This window comes from Sphingobacterium sp. UBA1897, assembly GCF_002337775.1.
Classification (GTDB): domain Bacteria; phylum Bacteroidota; class Bacteroidia; order Sphingobacteriales; family Sphingobacteriaceae; genus Sphingobacterium; species Sphingobacterium siyangense.
Map to the genome: position 1 here is coordinate 11,876 of NZ_DDGR01000025.1, position 19,664 is coordinate 31,539.

Annotated in this window: 13 protein-coding genes; 11 read left to right on the forward strand and 2 right to left on the reverse strand. The window is 41.5% G+C overall.

Translation table 11 applies throughout. The annotated features are described in order from the left end of the window. Positions 1 to 308: 308 nt before the first annotated feature. From B4N43_RS15930 to B4N43_RS15970, 9 genes are all read left to right on the forward strand, one after another. Positions 309 to 734, forward strand: coding sequence for a DUF2147 domain-containing protein (locus tag B4N43_RS15930; protein WP_286735553.1), 426 nt, complete (start codon positions 309 to 311; stop codon positions 732 to 734). 154 nt (positions 735 to 888) lie between these two features. After that, a complete protein-coding gene (locus B4N43_RS15935) occupies positions 889 to 2,136 on the forward strand; it encodes an ABC transporter permease (protein ID WP_088159803.1) in 1,248 nt (415 codons plus the stop codon). Positions 2,137 to 2,400: 264 nt separating this feature from the next. Then, positions 2,401 to 3,591, forward strand: a complete 1,191-nt coding sequence (gene kbl, locus B4N43_RS15940; protein ID WP_075990514.1) for a glycine C-acetyltransferase — start codon at positions 2,401 to 2,403, stop codon at positions 3,589 to 3,591. 78 nt (positions 3,592 to 3,669) lie between these two features. Beyond that, positions 3,670 to 5,475 carry a translational GTPase TypA gene (gene typA / locus B4N43_RS15945; protein WP_286735554.1) on the forward strand — a complete coding sequence of 602 codons (1,806 nt, stop codon included), beginning with the start codon at positions 3,670 to 3,672 and terminating at the stop codon, positions 5,473 to 5,475. A 224-nt stretch (positions 5,476 to 5,699) separates the two neighbouring features. Further along, entirely contained in the window at positions 5,700 to 8,501 is a 2,802-nt protein-coding gene (gene uvrA / locus B4N43_RS15950) for an excinuclease ABC subunit UvrA (RefSeq protein WP_286735555.1), read from the forward strand. Positions 8,502 to 8,641: 140 nt separating this feature from the next. Continuing rightward, positions 8,642 to 10,285 carry an alkaline phosphatase PafA gene (gene pafA, locus B4N43_RS15955; protein ID WP_248932776.1) on the forward strand — a complete coding sequence of 548 codons (1,644 nt, stop codon included), beginning with the start codon at positions 8,642 to 8,644 and terminating at the stop codon, positions 10,283 to 10,285. A 91-nt stretch (positions 10,286 to 10,376) separates the two neighbouring features. After that, on the forward strand, positions 10,377 to 10,817 hold the full coding sequence (locus tag B4N43_RS15960) for an RrF2 family transcriptional regulator (protein WP_046673766.1): 441 nt from the start codon (positions 10,377 to 10,379) through the stop codon (positions 10,815 to 10,817). 217 nt (positions 10,818 to 11,034) lie between these two features. Beyond that, positions 11,035 to 13,827 (forward strand): outer membrane beta-barrel protein, encoded by a 2,793-nt coding sequence (locus B4N43_RS15965; RefSeq protein ID WP_286735556.1) that lies wholly within the window; start codon positions 11,035 to 11,037, stop codon positions 13,825 to 13,827. Further along, entirely contained in the window at positions 13,824 to 14,618 is a 795-nt protein-coding gene (locus B4N43_RS15970) for a GLPGLI family protein (protein ID WP_286735557.1), read from the forward strand. Before B4N43_RS15965 ends, B4N43_RS15970 begins: the two co-directional genes overlap by 4 nt. Before the next feature lie 95 nt (positions 14,619 to 14,713). Here the strand turns inward: B4N43_RS15970 and metG are convergent, their stop codons facing one another. Then, positions 14,714 to 16,783, reverse strand: coding sequence for a methionine--tRNA ligase (gene metG, locus B4N43_RS15975; RefSeq protein WP_286735558.1), 2,070 nt, complete (start codon positions 16,781 to 16,783; stop codon positions 14,714 to 14,716). Between the two features lie 409 nt (positions 16,784 to 17,192). Here metG and B4N43_RS15980 point away from each other — a divergent pair, with 409 nt between their 5' ends. Next, entirely contained in the window at positions 17,193 to 18,095 is a 903-nt protein-coding gene (locus tag B4N43_RS15980; RefSeq protein ID WP_286735559.1) for a S66 peptidase family protein, read from the forward strand. A 53-nt stretch (positions 18,096 to 18,148) separates the two neighbouring features. On the opposite strand, the gene B4N43_RS15985 is transcribed toward B4N43_RS15980, so the two are convergent. Continuing rightward, positions 18,149 to 18,979 (reverse strand): universal stress protein, encoded by an 831-nt coding sequence (locus B4N43_RS15985; protein WP_075990521.1) that lies wholly within the window; start codon positions 18,977 to 18,979, stop codon positions 18,149 to 18,151. Positions 18,980 to 19,203: 224 nt separating this feature from the next. Between B4N43_RS15985 and B4N43_RS15990 the strand changes: the two genes are divergently transcribed. Continuing rightward, positions 19,204 to 19,611 carry a DoxX family protein gene (locus tag B4N43_RS15990; protein ID WP_070565871.1) on the forward strand — a complete coding sequence of 136 codons (408 nt, stop codon included), beginning with the start codon at positions 19,204 to 19,206 and terminating at the stop codon, positions 19,609 to 19,611. Positions 19,612 to 19,664 lie beyond the last annotated feature (53 nt).

The following is a 19,664-nucleotide window of genomic DNA, read 5'->3' on the forward strand; positions in this document are numbered from 1 at the left end:
ATGGATGGATGGATGGATGGACCGTTAACTGGTATTAGTAAGCGGGAGCTGTTTGATAAATAGCAATACTGGAATAAAAAATATATGCAAGCATAGTAAATATTTTGTATATTTATTCAGAAGCTATGCATGCTATAGCCGTATGGTCATCAACGATTATGCGTGTCATGTATGACGGTTGCCGATGGTGGAAAAGAATTGAAAGACGTACTTAAGTCATTTAAACAGGTGATAGTCATTTAAACAAGCGATCGGATCACCAATAGCAGGGAAAATTGAAAGAATTAAGTTCATAAAATAATAGACCCATGAAGAAAATTATGATGTCATTCATAATGCTGCTGATTACAGTAGCATTATTTGCGCAAACAGATCCCATCATCGGAAAGTGGGAAAACCCAAGCGGCGAAGGCCGCGTTGAAATTTACAAGAAAGGCGATAAGTTTTTCGGTAAGCTCTATTGGCTGAAATTTCCAAATAATGAAGCCGGTCAGCCGAAGAAAGATATAAAAAATCCAGATAAAGCACTGCAGAGTAGAAATGTACAAGGGCTAGAAATCTTGACCAATTTTGATAAAGATGGCAATACGTATGTTGACGGAAAGATCTATGATCCGAAGTCGGGCAAAACGTATAGCTGCAAGATGACCTTAAAAGGCGATAAGCTTGATATCAGAGGTTATGTGGGTGTGAGCTTGCTTGGACGCACCGAGACATGGAAAAGAATTAATTAAGATAGAAAATGGCTGCAAAATCAAAATAATCCGCTTGCATGGATAGGTCAGATTCCACCAAAAAGGCAATTTATTTCTAGGAAGTAAATTGCCTTTTTGGTTTTGTGCTGGAATTACAGTATTTTCATCCCTACAAATTATAAATACCAGCTCTATGGCCGTAAAAATGTCTTATGTTGAAAATGTCAAGCTTGCACTACAGTCCATTGTAGGGAATAAGCTGCGGACATTTTTAACAGCACTGATCATTGCCATAGGGATGATGGCATTAATAGGAGTATTGACCTCGATTGATGCCATGAAAAACTCGCTGACAGATTCCTTTTCGTCGATGGGATCCAATTCCTTCAACATACGCAACAGGGGATTGAATGTTCGGATCGGTAATGAAGGGACTCGCTCAAAAGTCTTTGCTAATATTACCTACGCACAGTCTGCAAGGTTCAGACAGGATTTTCACTTTAATGCGTTGACATCAATCAGTGCCAATGTGAGTTGGAATACGACCGCAAAATATCAATCCAAAAAGACAAACCCCAATATCGGCCTGATCGGGACAGATGAAAATTATCTGCAGACATCAGGGTATGTTGTCAGCGAAGGCCGTAATTTTTCTACGCGGGAGGTTGAAACAGGTAGTGGCGTGATCATCATCGGTAGTGAAGTGAGTAAAATGCTATTCAACGAAATTATTGATCCAATAGGACAGTTTATTACGGTTAACAATATCCGCTATTTGGTGATAGGAGTCTTAAAAAGTAAAGGTTCCTCTGCCGGGATGGGTGGGGACAGAGCCTGCTTTATTCCCCTGATCAAGGCCCGGGCAGTGATGCAAGGTACCGAGCCTTCCTATGTGATCACTGTTTCTTCCAATGACCCCATGCGATTGGAAGCCGCAATCGGCGAAGCTACCATCGTATTTCGAAATATTCGCGGATTGGCATCACGGCAGTCAAATGATTTTGAAATCACCAAATCAGATGCGGTTGCCCAGATGCTGATGCAAAATATGGCTATGGTTACTTTGGGTGCAGTGGTGATCGCTTTTATAACCCTTGTGGGAGCTTCAATCGGATTGATGAACATCATGTTAGTTTCGGTCACAGAACGTACGCGAGAGATCGGTATTCGTAAGGCAATCGGTGCAACACCGAGTGTTATACGTAAACAATTTCTGATGGAAGCCATTGTGATCTGTATGATTGGAGGTGTCGCCGGGATCTTTATTGGTATCTTGATTGGTAATATTCTGGCGCTGCAGCTCGGCACATCTTTTATTATACCTTGGGGAGCGATTATTTTGGGTTTTGCGGTATGTGGACTCGTCGGTATGCTATCGGGCTATTACCCGGCCTCAAAAGCATCTAAACTGGATCCAGTCGATGCGCTTCGTTACGAGTAATTCACATTGGCCCCCCTATCGCTCTATTTTTACATACACCCTGCTTGCAGGACGAAGATGTCTAGGGCTTGCCGCCCAGTTGCTCGCGATCAAAGCAAAAGGAAAAGTAGATCGATTGAAAAAAGAAATTTTATGCAATCGGTTTAATGTTACCAAATCATTGATTTGGGGTGAATTCTCCGTGAATAGCCCTTGTCTCGAAAGGTGAAGCAACTTATTCCAATGAAAAAACTGTAATATTGTATAAAAAAATAAAATCGAATTATGTACAATACATTACAACCAGTTTTAGAAAAGGAATTGGAAGCAATCAAAGAAGCGGGATTGTATAAACAAGAGCGAGTGATCGTTACTCCCCAAGGAGCAGACATCAAAGTGAGTACAGGACAAGAAGTTGTCAATTTTTGTGCGAACAATTATTTGGGTCTGTCTTCGCACCCAAAAGTAATCGAAGCTGCTAAGAAAGCGATTGATACACACGGTTATGGAATGTCTTCCGTACGTTTTATCTGTGGTACCCAAGATGTGCATAAAGAGTTAGAAGCAAAAATTTCTACGTTCCTCGGAACAGAAGATACTATTTTATATGCAGCGGCATTCGACGCTAACGGTGGGGTGTTTGAGCCATTATTTGGTGCCGAAGATGCCATCATTTCAGACGAATTGAATCACGCCTCTATCATTGACGGTGTTCGTTTGTGTAAAGCACAACGTTTCCGTTATAAAAATGCAGATATGGCTGATTTGGAAGCACAATTGCAGGCTGCATCCGGTGCTCGACATAAAATCATTGTTACAGATGGCGCATTTTCGATGGATGGATCTGTAGCTCCATTGGATCAGATCTGTGATCTTGCGGATAAATACCAGGCGCTCGTGATGATCGATGAATCGCATTGTACAGGATTTATCGGTGCAACTGGACGTGGTACGCACGAGCTTTTCAATGTAATTGATCGTGTAGATATCATTACAGGTACGTTGGGTAAGGCGCTAGGTGGTGCTTCCGGTGGTTTTACTTCTGGTAAAAAAGAGATCATCGATTTGTTACGTCAGCGTTCACGTCCTTATTTATTTTCGAATACCCTAGCACCCGCAATTGCAGGAGCTTCTGTTGCGGTCTTGGACATGCTGAGTGAGACAACTGCATTGCGTGATAAACTGGAATCCAATACGATCTACTTCCGTGAAAAAATGACGGCTGCTGGATTTGATATCAAGCCAGGTTTCCATCCAATCGTGCCTGTGATGCTGTATGACGCGAAATTAGCGCAGGAGTTCGCAGCCAAGATGTTGGACGAGGGAATTTATGTGATCGGTTTTTACTATCCCGTTGTACCTCAGGGAAAAGCTCGTATCCGTGTGCAGATTTCGGCAGGACACGAAGTCGCTCACCTGGATAAAGCAATCGCCGCCTTTACCAAAGTAGGTAAAGAATTAGGTGTAATTAAATAAAATACACATAGTTATAAATTTTATGGTGCAAAATGTTTATCTTTGCACCCTAAAATTTTATAAAAATATTCTTGCTCAATGCAAAACATTAGAAACATTGCGATCATCGCTCACGTCGACCACGGTAAAACTACGCTTGTAGACAAAATTTTATATTTTACCAATCAATTCAGAGAAAATGAAAATGCTGGTGAATTAATCCTAGACAATAATGATTTAGAGCGTGAACGCGGGATCACTATTGTATCTAAGAACGTATCAGTAACATATAAAGGTGTTAAAATCAACATCATCGATACCCCAGGTCACGCCGATTTCGGTGGTGAAGTAGAACGTGTATTGAAGATGGCCGATGGTGTAGTACTATTGGTAGATGCTTTTGAAGGACCAATGCCTCAAACACGTTTCGTTACAGGTAAAGCTTTGGGATTAGGTATCAAACCTATCGTCGTTGTCAATAAAGTCGATAAAGAAAACTGTCGTCCTGAAGAAGTATACGAACATGTTTTTGACCTATTCTTCAACTTAGGTGCTACTGAAGAGCAATTGGACTTCCCAGTATTGTACGGTTCTTCAAAACAAGGATGGATGTCTACCGATTGGAAAAATCGTACTGAAGACTTCACGGACTTGTTGGAAGCCATCATCAAATATATCCCTGCACCAGAAGTCTCTGAAGGTACTTTGCAAATGCAGGTAACATCATTGGATTATTCGACGTTCGTAGGACGTATCGCTATCGGTCGTGTTGCTCGTGGTACAATCAAAGAAAACCAACCTGTTTCTTTGGTGAAACGCGACGGAAAAGTTGTGAAATCACGTGTAAAAGAACTACAGGTATTTGAAGGCCTTGGCCGCATCAAAGTGCCTGAAGTACATGCAGGTGATATCTGTGCCGTAGTAGGTATCGAAGGTTTCGATATCGGTGATACCATTGCAGATTTTGAAAATCCAGAGCAATTGGAAGTTATCAGCATTGATGAACCAACAATGAACATGTTGTTTACCATCAATAACTCTCCTTTCTTCGGTAAAGAAGGTAAATTGGTAACATCACGTAACATCTACGATCGTTTACAAAAAGAGTTGGAGAAAAACTTAGCACTACGTGTCGTTCCTACAGAGTCTCCAGATGCTTGGTTGGTATACGGACGTGGTATCCTTCACTTGTCGGTATTGATCGAAACAATGCGTCGTGAAGGTTATGAATTGCAAGTAGGCCAGCCACAAGTTATCATCAAAGAAATTGATGGTCAAAAATGTGAGCCAATCGAAGAACTTGTTGTTGACGTTCCTTCTGATGTGTCAGGAAAAGTAATTGAGTTGGTGACCCAACGTAAAGGTGAGTTGTTGATTATGGAAGCTAGAGGAGATATGCAACATCTTGAGTTCTCTATCCCTTCTCGCGGTATCATCGGTTTACGTAACAACGTGTTGACAGCAACAGCTGGTGAAGCTGTTATGGCACACCGTTTGAAAGGTTACGAGCCTTGGAAAGGTACAATTCCTGGTCGTTTGGCTGGTGTATTGATCTCTTTGGATACAGGTTCAACAACAGCATACTCCATCGATAAGTTACAAGACCGTGGTCGTTTCTTCGTAGATCCAGGTGTGGATGTATATGAAGGACAAATCCTAGGTGAACACATCCGTGACAATGATTTAACGATCAACGTTACTAAAGGAAAACAGTTGACAAATATGCGTGCTTCTGGTTCTGACGACAACGTACGTATTGCACCAGCAATCAAATTCTCATTGGAAGAATGTATGGAGTATATTCAAGCTGACGAGTATATTGAGGTGACACCACAATCAATGCGTCTACGTAAAATCTATTTGACTGAAAACGAGCGTAAAGTTAACGCGAAGAAATTTCAATAGTCAATAGCGAAACGCGATAAAAGAAAAGCCCCCGAACATTGTTCGAGGGCTTTTTTTGATGATTTAAATCCTCCCCTTGGCAGTGCCTTAGGGAGATATCACGTTTTTTTGTTCTTTCCTCCCCGGTACAGTAAGTATCATCCGGCAGAAAACCGAATAGCTTTTTAATTCAAAGGAATATAATCAGCCAAGAATACGTAACTTTGTGTGAGATAAGGATTATTATGAGTAAACAGGTGGAGCACACTCCAAAAGAATATATTCAGATAAAGGGCGCAAGAGTTAATAACTTAAAGAATATTGACGTCGATATCCCTAAAAATAAATTAGTTGTTATCACTGGAATGTCGGGCTCAGGAAAATCATCCTTAGCTTTTGATACGCTCTATGCCGAAGGACAGCGACGTTATGTCGAAAGTCTTTCTTCGTACGCAAGACAATTTATGGGACGGATGAATAAACCGGAGGTGGATTACATCAAAGGTATCGCTCCTGCAATTGCCATTGAGCAACGTGTCATTACGTCCAACCCCCGTTCGACGGTGGGGACATCCACCGAGATCTATGATTATCTGAAATTGTTATATGCCCGGATCGGCAAGACAATTTCTCCTATATCAGGCCGCGAGGTGACCAAAGACAGTGTGAGTTCAGTGGTGGATTTTGCGTTGAATTTAGAAGAGGGGACAACGGTGACACTTCTCGCGCCACTTATTCCTGCTCATGGACGTAAACTTAAGGAAGAACTGTCGCTCCTGTTACAGAAAGGTTTTGTGCGTGTCGTCTTTGGGGATAGTATGCAGAAAATCGAAGCTATTATCGATGATAAGGCCATCGCCAATAAAGACCTTCAGGATGGTGAAGTGCTTATTGTCGTCGACCGGGTCCGTGTTGAACAGGACGATGATATCGTCAATCGACTTTCTGACTCTGTCCAAACAGGTTTTTTCGAAGGTAAGGGGGAGCTCTATATGGAAGAAAATGGTCAAAGACATCATTTCTCCCATAAATTTGAACTTGATGGAATAACATTTGAAGAACCTACACCAAATTTCTTCAGTTTTAATAATCCGTATGGTGCCTGTCGCCGATGTGAAGGTTATGGAAAGATCATTGGTATTGACCCTGATCTTGTTATTCCAGACAAAAGCCGTTCGGTCTACGATGGTGCAATTGCTCCCTGGCGAGGGGAGAAAATGGGGGAGTGGCTACAAGTGCTTGTTAAAAGTTCACTGAAATTTGATTTTCCCATACATCGTGCCTACATGGACCTGACTGCGGCGCAGAAAGAGCTGCTGTGGACGGGAAATAAATATTTTGCGGGTCTTACCCAATTCTTTGAAGAGCTCGAAGCTCAGACCTATAAAATTCAATACCGGGTGATGTTATCGCGCTACCGCGGGAAAACAGATTGCCCGGATTGCCGCGGTACCCGTTTACGCAAAGATGCGACTTACGTGAAAGTAGGGGGCAAGTCTATCACCGATATCGTTTTGATGCCGCTTGAAGAAGCCTTGGAATTCTTTAAAACCCTACCGCTGGTGGGTAATGAACTGGTCATTGCCAAAAGACTTCTTGCCGAAATTAATAATAGGTTGCAATTTTTGTGCGATGTTGGATTAAGTTACCTGACCTTGAACCGGCTATCGAATACCCTTTCTGGAGGGGAATCACAGCGGATCAATCTGGCAACTTCATTAGGAAGTTCACTCGTAGGCTCTATTTATGTGTTGGACGAGCCAAGTATTGGACTTCATCCACGTGATACACAGCGTCTGATTTCTGTGCTGAAATCCCTGCGCGATGTTGGTAATACGGTTGTGGTGGTCGAGCATGAGCAGGAGATGATGGAGGCGGCTGATTACCTGATCGATATCGGACCGGAAGCCGGGATCAATGGCGGCGAAATGGTCTTCGCAGGTACATATCAGCAGATTCTGAAAGATACAAAGAGCCTTACGGGGCAATACCTCAGTGGTAAAAGCCAGATTGAGGTACCCCAAAAGCGCCGCCCATGGTCCAAGAGTGTGACCATTAAAGGAGCGCATGAGAATAACCTCAAAGGGATTGATGTACAATTTCCATTGAATACGTTTACTGTGGTGACAGGTGTTTCAGGATCAGGTAAGACCTCCTTGGTCAAACGTATCCTTTACCCAGCATTGCAGAAGTCGATAGGCAATTACTCTGGTGAACAGACTGGGGTCTATGATGCGATCGAGGGGGATATTACCCAGATAGAACAAGTTGAAATGGTCGATCAAAACCCGATCGGTCGTTCTTCGCGATCCAACCCGGTGACTTACGTGAAAGCCTGGGATGAAATCAGGGCCTTATATGCCAACCAGGCAGCAGCCAAAGCTGCTGGACTGAAACCTGCGGCATTTTCATTTAATGTTGAAGGTGGACGTTGTGATGTCTGTCAGGGTGAAGGTGAAGTTAAAATTGAAATGCAATTTATGGCCGATATCGTTTTGCCATGTGAGGCCTGTGGGGGCAAGCGATTTAAACAGTTTGTGCTTGATGTACACTATAAGAACAAGTCGGTAGCAGATGTTCTCGAGCTGAGTGTTGATGAAGCGATCGTATTCTTTGCAGACCAGCCTAAAATATTAGCGAAATTGCAGCCTTTACAGGACGTTGGACTAGGCTACGTTAAGCTCGGGCAATCGTCAAGTACATTGTCTGGCGGTGAAGCACAGCGGATTAAACTGGCCTCCTTCCTCATTAAGGGAAATAATAGCAAGAAGACACTTTTTATCTTTGATGAACCAACAACAGGCTTACACTTTCAGGATATTAAAAAGCTATTGAAATCATTTGATGCACTGATTGCCTTAGGGAACAGTATATTAGTGATCGAGCATAATATGGATATGATCAAATCGGCAGATTGGGTCATCGATATTGGTCCTGAGGGCGGTAATAAAGGTGGAAAGCTCGTCTTTGCGGGACTTCCTGAAGAACTTATTCATTGTAAAGATTCTTATACAGGTCAATTTTTAAAGACACATTTAAAAGATTAAATCCTACTTTAGCGAAGTGAAGTAATCTGTCTCAGGACAACGGATCTGCCAATAAGTTCCGTTTATTGTTCCTTTTGTTAAGGTCTGATAGCATACTATACAGTAAATAAAAAACTAATATTTCAATACTTAATACGATTATGATTAAAAGATTTTTTTTAAGTGTCGTCCTTGGAATAGCGGCGCTTTCGTCCATGGCGCAACAACCGGAAAGACCAAAATTGGTTGTCGGCCTGATGGTGGATCAAATGCGTTGGGATTATTTATATCGTTTTGCAGATCGATATGGAAATGATGGTTTCAAACGACTTTTGAAAGAAGGATTCTCCTGTGAAAATACATTGATTAATTATATTCCGACATACACCGCTATTGGACACAGTTCGGTCTATACAGGATCCGTTCCTTCCATACATGGTATTGCGGGCAATGACTGGATTGAAGAACAGACGGGTAAAAATATGTACTGTACGCAGGACGATAATGTCGTTGGTGTAGGTACTACAGCCAAGGAGGGACAGCAGTCTCCACGTAATTTACTTGCATCGACCGTAACGGACCAATTGAAGCTCGCTTCTAACTTTAAATCCAAAGTGATCGGTATCGCGATCAAAGACCGCGGCGGTATTCTACCGGCGGGGCATTTTGCCGATGCAGCGTATTGGTTCGAAGCTAAATCCGGAGATTGGATCACCTCTAATTTCTATATGGATAAACTGCCAAAATGGGTGGTAGACTTCAACAAGAAAAAATTGGCTGAAAAATACCTGAAAGGCGACTGGAAACCAATGTATGATATCAGCACCTATGCTGCCAACAGTATTGCAGATGATAACATCTACGAAGGTAAGTACCCAGGTGAAGAAAAACCGACTTTGCCGCGTGCAACTTCTAAGCTAATGAAAGACGAAGGCTATGAGCTGATCAAAACCACACCAATGGGAAATCAGTTTACGTTGGATCTGGCTATGGAAGCAATCAAAAATGAGCAGATGGGAAATAACCCAACTAAAAATACCGACTTCCTTTGTGTGAGCCTTTCTGCAACAGACTACGTTGGACACCGTTACTCATTGACAGCAGTGGAGATTGAAGATATCTATCTGCAGCTCGATAAACAGCTTGCCGATTTCTTCAACTACCTCGATAAGACCGTGGGCAAGGGTAACTACACGTTCTTCCTGACAGCAGATCATGGCGCTTCTTATAACTCTCGTTTCTTTATGGATATGAAAGGAAACGGTGGTTATTTCTATTCCCGTCAGATTATCACAGGACTTAACAAAACCCTTAAAGAGAAATTTGGACAAGAGAAGCTTGTTAAAAGCATGATGAACTACCAGGTGCACTTAAATAATCAATTGATTGATTCTTTGAACTTGGATCGTGATAAAATAAAAGAGACCATCATTCGTGAACTTCGCCATACAGAAGGTGTCGCTTATGTTGCTGATATGGAAAAAGGGGAAAGTCTGATGATCCCGGCGCCTATTCGCGAAAAAATGATCAACGGTTACAACTTTAAACGTAGTGGTGCTATTCAGATCGTTTGTGAGCCACAATGGTATGACGGCACGCCGCGCTCGACCGGGACAACACATGGTACCTGGTCTGGCTATGATTCCCATATTCCTTTGGTATTTATGGGTTGGGGAATTAAACCGGGTGTATCTAATACGGAGGTACATATTGTGGATATTGCACCGACAATTTCTTCACTACTCCACATCACTGAGCCCAATGGTAGCATCGGAAAACCGATCACGGCGGTATTGGGGCAATAAGGAGACTGTTGCTGCATGCGTGAAATCATGAAGGTTTTATTCTATTGAATAAAAAACGTAAATTTGCAATTCAACAGGGGGTTAACAAATTATGCTGTCCAAAAAGACAAAATATGCAATAAAGGCACTGATGGTGCTTGGTCGTAATTACGGTAATGAGCCGATGCAAATCGTGAAGATTGCGCAGGAGGAGAATATTCCAAAAAAATTCTTGGAACAAATTCTACTTGAAATGCGAAATGCCGGAATTCTGTATAGCAAAAAAGGTGCTGGAGGTGGTTATAGCCTCAATAAGGCTCCCGAAGATGTTTTTTTATCGCAGGTGATGCGCCTGATTGATGGCCCCATAGCCTTGCTGCCATGCGTGAGCTTGAACTTCTACCGCTCCTGCGAAGAGTGTACACAAGAGCATGCCTGTGGCATACGCGATACTTTTGTCGAGGTGAGAAATGCCATGTTGCAGATTTTAAATGATACAAGTATTGCCCATTTAATCAATAAGGAAAAAGAATTGAACCTAAATGTAGATTAAAGGAAATAAAATATATTTTTCTATTTAGATTGGAGGCGTAACAAATAAGTTACGCCTCTTTTTTTATGCGGTAAAGTTATTGGTATAGCGTGAATTATCGTGTTTTATTTGACCGAGGTAAGTTTCATTTTTTAATTACATAATTATTTAACATTATTTTACGAATTTTCCGTAGCAACATTTATATATTTACCTCGACAATATATAAACGAAATTTATGAAACTAACCTATTCCCTAGTTTTGTTTCTTTTATTTTCAGTCCTGAGTTCCAAGTCCTATGCACAACATAAACTTGTGGGATCGGTGGCAGATATCAAAGATCTTGCAAAACTACATCAAGCTTCAATCGCGCTGCTCAGCCCCAAAGATTCGATTTTGGTTAAATTCGGTCGGACGAAGGAAAATGGAACATTCCAAATTGCGAATCTCGACACAGGTACCTATAAAATGGTGGTTTCCTATCCGCAGTATGCTGACTTGGTAAAAGATATCCATGTGGCCGCCGAAGATCTAGATATTGGTATTGTAAAGCTATCCAAAGCAGCGCTACTATTGGAGGAGGTGCAGGTGAATGGCAAAATTCCTGTGGTTATTAAAGGCGACACCATCGAATACGATGCCGGTAGTTTTAAAGTAGAGAAGGATGCTAAAGTAGAGGACCTATTGAAGGTCTTGCCGGGTATTACGATGGATGGATCAGGCAAGATCATTGCTCAGGGCAAGGAAGTAAAAAAGGTATTGCTTGATGGGGAAGAGTTTTTTGGTGATGATCCAACCCTGATTACCAAGAATATTCGGTCAGATATGGTTAGCAAGGTACAAGTGTATGAGAAGAAATCAGATCTTGCTGTACGTACCGGAGTAGATGATGGCGAACGAACGCAGACAATTGATATTAAGCTCAAAGAAGATAAGAAAAAAGGAATGTTCGGCCAAGCTGTTGCCGGAGCTGGTACAGATAAATATTATGGCGGAAAAGTCATGCTCAATAAGTTTAAGGGATCGCAGAAAATTGCAGCTTATGGCATTCTCGCCAATGATGGAATGGTCGGATTAGGATTTGAAGATAGCCAAAAATATGGTGTGGGCGGAAGCAGCAATGTACAGATGATGGACGGCGGCGGCATCATGATTTCTTCTAGTGGTGATGGCTCCGACGGTGGATGGGATGGTAATTACTATGGTGGTGGCGTGCCTAAGGCCGTGAACATGGGAGCAAGTTATTCCGACAAATCCAAAGATGATAAGCATAAGATCAATGTCAACTTCAAACGGAATCAGATCAATGTCACTAATACAAGTACCTATAATGCGCAGAACAATCTTCCTGAACGTGCGCAGGTCGATAATAATGTGACAGCATCTGAAACCGAAACACAGGCCAATATCGCGAATTTAAGGTATGACTATAAGCTTGATTCGCTCGCAGACTTGACTGTCACTATGGGCTTTACCAAATCTAGCCGCGACAATTTATCCAATTCCGAAGCAGACCAGCGTAAATTGGATGGCACATTGATTACACGGACTTCGTCCAAGACAGATTTAAATAACGATCAGGATAAGTTTAATGTCAATGCGATGCTTACACGTCGTTTTAAAAAGGACCGCCGCTCCATTACTTTCAATGTCAATGCGAATACAGATCAAAATCGTAACAAGACACAGTATTTTTCGGAAAATTTCTTCCAAAGTTCCGGAGATACAACCTTGATCGATCAATATAAAAATGATAAGTTGGCCAACAATACGTATGGTGCTTCAGTAACCTATTCGGAGCCTTTGTCTAAAAGGTTGACTGCTGCAATAGGTTATGCATTCAATCAAAATAAATCGGAAACACTCAATCAGTCATTTGATAGAGATCCGGTTACAGGAAAATATACGGTATTGGACCAAGACCTGCTAAACGATTTTGATTTTAACAGTTTAAAAAATGGTGTCAACGCCTCCTTGAACTACAAGTCCAACACATTAACTGTAAATTTGAGCAATAGGGTTGATTTTGAGCAGGTCAAGAGAACCTATAACAACCTGAATACAATACTACAGCGGAACCAGACTTCTGTTGCTCCAGTCCTTTCCGTCAACTACAAAATCTCGAAAAGCAAAAATGTGAGCTTCCGATACAGCGGCCGCACGAGCCAGCCATCGTTGACGCAAATAGAGCCGTTGAAACAAAATGCCCAGCCACTCGTCGAGTATTTGGACAATCCAGATCTGGAAGCGGGCTTTAACAACTCCTATTCAATTAATTTCAACAACTACAAGCAGTTAAAGGACCAGAGTATTTATTTTTATGTCAGTGCAGATCAAGGAAAGAAAAGTATCAACAATAGCGTACGCTATGATCTAGATAAAGGTACGCAGCAAATTTCCTACGTGAATATTGATAAAGACAATTGGCGTATGTATGGCGGTGGAGGATACAGTTTTGTATTGAAGAAAAAATGGGGATTAAAAATGAACTTGGGTATGAACGCGCAGTATAACAGCCAGTTTAGCTATTTATCTACTTACAACGAAGATCCTGAGCTCAATAGAAATCAAACATGGAGTGTGGCGCCGAGCCTTGGCTTCAGTCGGTACAAGGCAAATAAAATGGATTTTTACATCTCCATGAGCCCTGGTGTGGAGCAGATGAATTCCTATTTGCAACCTGAGTTAAATCGCACGACTTTTAAATTTAGGACGTTCTCGGAGATTACGTATTATTTACCAAAAGACTTCAAGATTTCCCTGTCGACAAACCAGAATTATCAGGCAGCGACGAAAACATTGCAATCCATTAATATCATTAATATGAATGGATATGTTTCCAAAAAATTATTGAAAGATAAGTCTTTGGAAGTACAGGTATTTGTCAACGATATTTTAAACAAAAATAATGGGGTGTACCGTTATCAAAATGGAACTTCATTTATCCAGACCAGCAACGATGTACTGCGTCGTTACGGAATGCTAAAAGTAATCTACAATTTTACAACAATGAAAGGAGATGCCAAATGAGTAAGTATATCAAGTTGATGGTCTGGGTATTATTGCTGAGCTCAGGAGCAGCCCATGCACAACATGCGTATTTTCCGAGCAGCGGAACGGTGACTTATGAACGGAAATTTCATGTGCAGAATTTCTTAAAACGTAATTACCTCAGCAAACCCGATTTAGATACCTGGGATAAGCTGATGGTCGACAATGCGGTAAAGAATGGGCCTGCAGAGGTGGTGACCCACCATATTCTGAAATTTTACGATAATGAAACCCTGTTTGAAACGGTGCAGGAAGATTATCCTGCAAATTATCGTCATGTGACTCACTATAATTCTATTCTTCCGGATTCAAAAACGTACATTAATTTCCAGAATCAGGAATTCTTAAAATTGCTCCCCTTTGGAGATGATCAGCTCTTGCTTAAAGATTCATTGCCTGCGGTTAAATGGAAATATACGGATGAATACCGAAATATTGCGGGATATGATTGTCGGAGAGCCAATGGAATTATTCAAGATTCGGTCTATGTAGTAGCTTTTTTTGCGGGACAAATACCAATCTCTGGTGGGCCTGAGCTTATCCATGGGCTCCCAGGTCTGGTAATGGGGGTATCTATCCCGAGCATGAATGTCAATATGTTTGCCACAAAGGTGGAGATTACCAATACAGCATTTTCCAATGTGCTGACCAAAAAGAAAAAGGTGGTTGCGGAATCCAGAGCGGAGATCATAAAGAAGCTGAAAGATACCGTCTATGACTATATGGATGAGAAGGCCTTTAAAAAACGACTGCAGAGTATACTCTTTTAGGGGATAATCTTATACCGTTCTTGTCCCGTCGAGATGAAAAAAAAAGCCTGTTCATACGAACAGGCTTTTTGTATAAAAGAAATACCGGTTTTATATTAACGTACCGTACTTCCTACTTTAATTGTTGTATCCGGTTTGACAAAATCCAATCGACCGTCAGCATCTTCTGCCATCAGGATCATTCCTTGTGACATAATTCCTTTGATTTCACGAGGTTCAAGGTTAACCAAAATAGATACCTGACGGCCTACGATTTCCTCAGGACTGAAGAACTCTGCGATACCCGAAACGACCGTGCGTGTATCTAAGCCAGTGTCTATCGTCAGTTTTAACAATTTCTTGGTTTTGGCAACTTTTTCAGCGGCTGCAATAGTTCCAACGCGGATATCCATTTTAACAAAATCATCGAAGCTAATGTTTTCTTTCGCAGGAGCAACTTTTGCATTATCAGCTAGATTTTTTGCTTTTGCTTCAGCAAGTTTGTTTAGTTGGAAGTCGACTTGTTCATCGGTTATTTTGTCAAATAACAATTGCACTTCACCCAATTGGTGTCCAGCTTGGATCAAAGCATCTGAACCTGCGTCGTTCCAGTTCCCTTGTGGAAAATTAAGCATTTCAAATAATTTGATCGCTGTTTTCGGTAAAAAGGGCTGTGCAAGAACGGCAAGATTGGCAACGATCTGTGCCGCTACATTTAGGATTGTTTTGACACGTTCCTCATCTGTTTTAATGATTTTCCATGGCTCTTCATCGGCAAGGTATTTATTGCCCAGACGAGCTACATTCATAAATTCTGCCAATGCCTCACGGAAGCGGAATTGCTCCAAAGACGATTTGATCGAAGTAGGGTATGTTTTTAATTCATCCAGTACCGCTTGGTCTACAGCTGTTAGTGGCGAACCGTTCAATACCTTGCCATCAAAATATTTGTGAGAAAGTACCAAGACACGGTTGACAAAGTTTCCAAAAATAGCAACGAGCTCATTGTTGATCCGAGCTTGGAAATCTTTCCAGGTAAACTCGGCATCCGAAGTTTCCGGTAATATGGCTGTCAATACATAACGCAATTCATCCTGTTTGTCAGGAAATTCCTGTAGGTATTCATGTAACCATACCGCATGATTTCTAGACGTAGATAGTTTATCGCCCTCCAGGTTAAGGAATTCGTTGGCGGGAATATTTTCTGGTAAAATATAGTCGCCGTGTGCATGAAGAATAGCTGGGAAAATAATGCAGTGGAAAACAATATTATCTTTTCCAATAAAATGGATCAGCGTAGAATCGTCTGCGGGGTTTTCATGGGTTTTCCAATAGTCTTCCCAGTTTTTACCATGGTCTAAAGCCCACTGTTTTGTTGCGGAGATATACCCGATAGGTGCATCTAACCAAACATATAGTTTTTTACCCGCTGCTTCAGCCAAAGGTACATCGACGCCCCAATCCAGATCTCTTGTCATTGAACGCGGCTGTAAACCGGATTTAAGCCAAGATTGACATTGGCCAAAAACGTTGGACTTCAGGATATTTTTCTTTCCTTCGATCAGCCATTTTTCAAGCCAAGGCTGGTATTTATCCAAAGGTAGATACCAATGTTTCGTTTCTTTCAAAACTGGCGTTTTTCCGCTTAACGTTGAAATCGGGTTGATCAAATCTGTTGGGCTAAGTGATGTCCCACACTTTTCACATTGGTCACCATAGGCGCCTTCGGACTTACAATTTGGACAAGTTCCCGTAATGTAACGATCGGCCAAAAACTGATGGTATTCCTCATCGTAGTACTGCTCCGAAAATTTCTCCACAAATTCGCCTTTGTTGTAAAGGTTCAAGAAGAAATCCTGCGATAACTGGTGGTGTATGGGCTCCGACGTACGGTGATAGATATCGAAAGAGATACCAAACTCCTCAAAGCTTTCTTTGATTTGTTTATTGTATTTGTCAATGATTTGTTGCGGGGTGATGCCCTCTTTTTTTGCACGGATGGTAATCGCCGCACCATGCTCATCTGAACCACATACATAGACTACATCTTTTTGATTCAGACGCAAATAGCGGACAAAGATATCCCCTGGGATATAAGCTCCGGCAAGGTGTCCAATATGTAAAGGACCATTGGCATAAGGTAATGCCGATGTGATGGTATAACGTTTTTTATCTAGAATACTCAATGCTTGAAAGTATATTAAAGTGTGTACTTGTTTTCTTTGGCAAACTTAGATAAATTGCTGTTTATATGCAATATAAATGCGTGTCATATCGAACAATTTATTCTTGAATTCTTGTTTTGACTTATTTCTACGATTGTTTCAACTTGATTAAAATGCGCTTTCACTTAACAGCTTGTTATCGTAGAAATATTATTCAACATAGCGGTAGAAAACTTAGATAAATTTACGTTTATTTGTACATATAAGCACCATATATCAAGTATATTTCTAATCGGACTTTGCAAAGTAGCGGTCCTTTTTTTTGAAAGTGTTTGATGTTATTGGCCAGAAAGATTCTTCAGTTCGCTTGCATAGCTGTTGCTGTCTTCGAAGCCATGAAGGTTTTGTTTGATCATTAGCGATAAAAAAGATGTCCAAAATACCTGATTTTCTGAAAGAAGGCGATAAAGTAGCTATCGTTTGTCCTGCGAGTTTTATACGTGGCTCTATTGATGTTGGCATAAAAACATTGGAGAACTGGGGGCTGGAGGTTGTGGTTGGGAAGACTGTTGGGACATCGTTCCATCAGTTTGCCGGAGATGACAATTTACGCGCTGCCGATCTGCAGTGGGCACTGGATGATCCGTCGATTAAAGCGGTTTTTGCCGCGCGCGGAGGTTACGGTTGTGTTCGTATTGTCGATCAGATAGATTTTTCGAGCTTTGAAAAAGATCCCAAATGGTTGGTGGGTTTTAGCGATATTACCGTATTGCATAGTCATATTCAACGGAACTATAAAATTGCAACAATACATGGACAGATGCCAAAGTCTTTTGAAACGGGCACAAAAGCATCGTTGGAAACGTTAAAAAATGCATTGTTTGGTCATACTATGGATTTTGACTACGAGCAAACGTTATTCCCCAATCGTGCGGGTAAAGGCGAAGGAAAATTGGTCGGCGGAAATTTAGCAATCTTACTATCTGTACTTGCTTCTAATTCGGATGTCAATTACAAGAATAAAATTCTATTTATTGAAGATGTCGGTGAAGCCTATTACTCCGTAGACAGAATGCTAAGGGCGTTGAAACGCGCGGGGAAATTAAAAAAATTGAATGGTCTAATTGTAGGTGGCTTTTCTGCGATGAAAGACAATGATCCTGCTTTTGGGCAGCGTGTGGAGGAAATTGTGTGGGATATAGTTAAAGAATATGATTTTCCGGTAGCATTTGGCTATCCTGCCGGGCATATTGATGATAATCACGCCCTGGTATTTGGGCGAAAAGTAAAATTGCAGACTACAGCTGATTCTGTTCAGTTAACCTATTTGTAGTGGAAGCTGAACAGAATCTCGTTGTTTTATTTATTGATTATCCCGTTTATTGATTATCCCGAATGTACAGGGATGACCATCATGGCAGCCTGACTCTTCCAGGCCATCTTTTGCGCAATGCTCGTATTGAAAATTCGACTTAATAAGCCCTTGTCCCGATGGAAAGTGACCATCATGTCGATATGATTTTCGTTGATGTATTGGTTGATTCCTGCAGCAATGTCTGCGTTTAGGATATAACTATAGATGGGATGATAAGGCGCCAGTAAATCCTGCATGGTTTTTATTTCGGCATTTACCGCCTTATTTGCAGGATCTTCTTTAGTCACATGGACGACATAGACCTCACTTTTCCGTAATACTTCGGACGCATTAACCAAAAGACGGTTTAATTTTAGTTTTACCTCTTTGAGATTGGTGGCGATCAACATCTTTTTGGGTACCCGAAATTCTGCTCGTGCGGGGACCACCAGTAATGGTGTGTGACAATTTTCGATCAGCTTGAGGGTATTGCTTCCAAGAAGCAGTTTCTTTAGGCCACTTTTACCTGCAGTTCCGACGATGACAAGATCAATGTCCTCCTCAGCACAGGTACGGTTTACGCCATAGCTCAGTTCATATTCTTCAAGAACTGATTTCCAGGCAATGCCCTCAGGAAAAAGCAACATCAGTTCCTGTTGCCAGGTATTGAGGTCCTTTTGTTTTTCTTCCAAGATTTCTGAATTGCTGATGACAACAGGTTCAGTACCTACGGTAGGGATTACTTCGTATGTGTGGTATAGGACAACCTTTTCAATGCCCCAAAGTGGAGCTAATTGTGCGGCATATCGAGCAGCAGCATAGGCATTGTCCGAAAAGTCTGTTAACAAGAGTAGGTTTTTCATCCTTTAGTTATTTGTTGATCCATAATCCGTGGCTAAGGTCTTTTACGCTGTCTTAGCCGTTCCAAAGCATTATAATCGGGTCTATAATCATCAAATTACGCATTAAGTATTATAAATGCAATAGCTTTATTTATTATGGTGAGTACTGTGAGCTGTTCAATTTAAATAATTTCATTAATTTAGGGAGATCGGTAATTCAAGTTTTAATAAATTAAACGTTTTTTATGGCAATTTGGAATTCATTGGGTAAATATAAGGATACGGGACTTTTGGTCTTGCGTGTTGGACTTGGGGTGATGATGATCATGCATGGTCTGCCCAAATTGCAGGGCGGTCCTGAGCTCTGGGCAGGTGTCGGAAAATCAATGGGTAATATTGGTATTCATTTTATGCCTACTTTTTGGGGCTTTATGGCAGCTGCGACCGAAACTGTTGGAGGGCTATTTTTACTGCTGGGGCTCTTTTTCCGACCAGCGGCATTATTGCTTGCATTTACGATGGTCATCGCTGGATTAATGCATCTTTCTAAAGGAGATGGTATCTCTGGTGCATCACATGCGATTGAGCTTTGCTTTGTGTTTTTAGGACTTATCCTTATTGGGCCGGGTAAACATTCGGTTGACAAGAAATAAGAGATTTCTCGGGAAGAGATTTCCCGGAGGAACAACGATACGACAAAAACGCC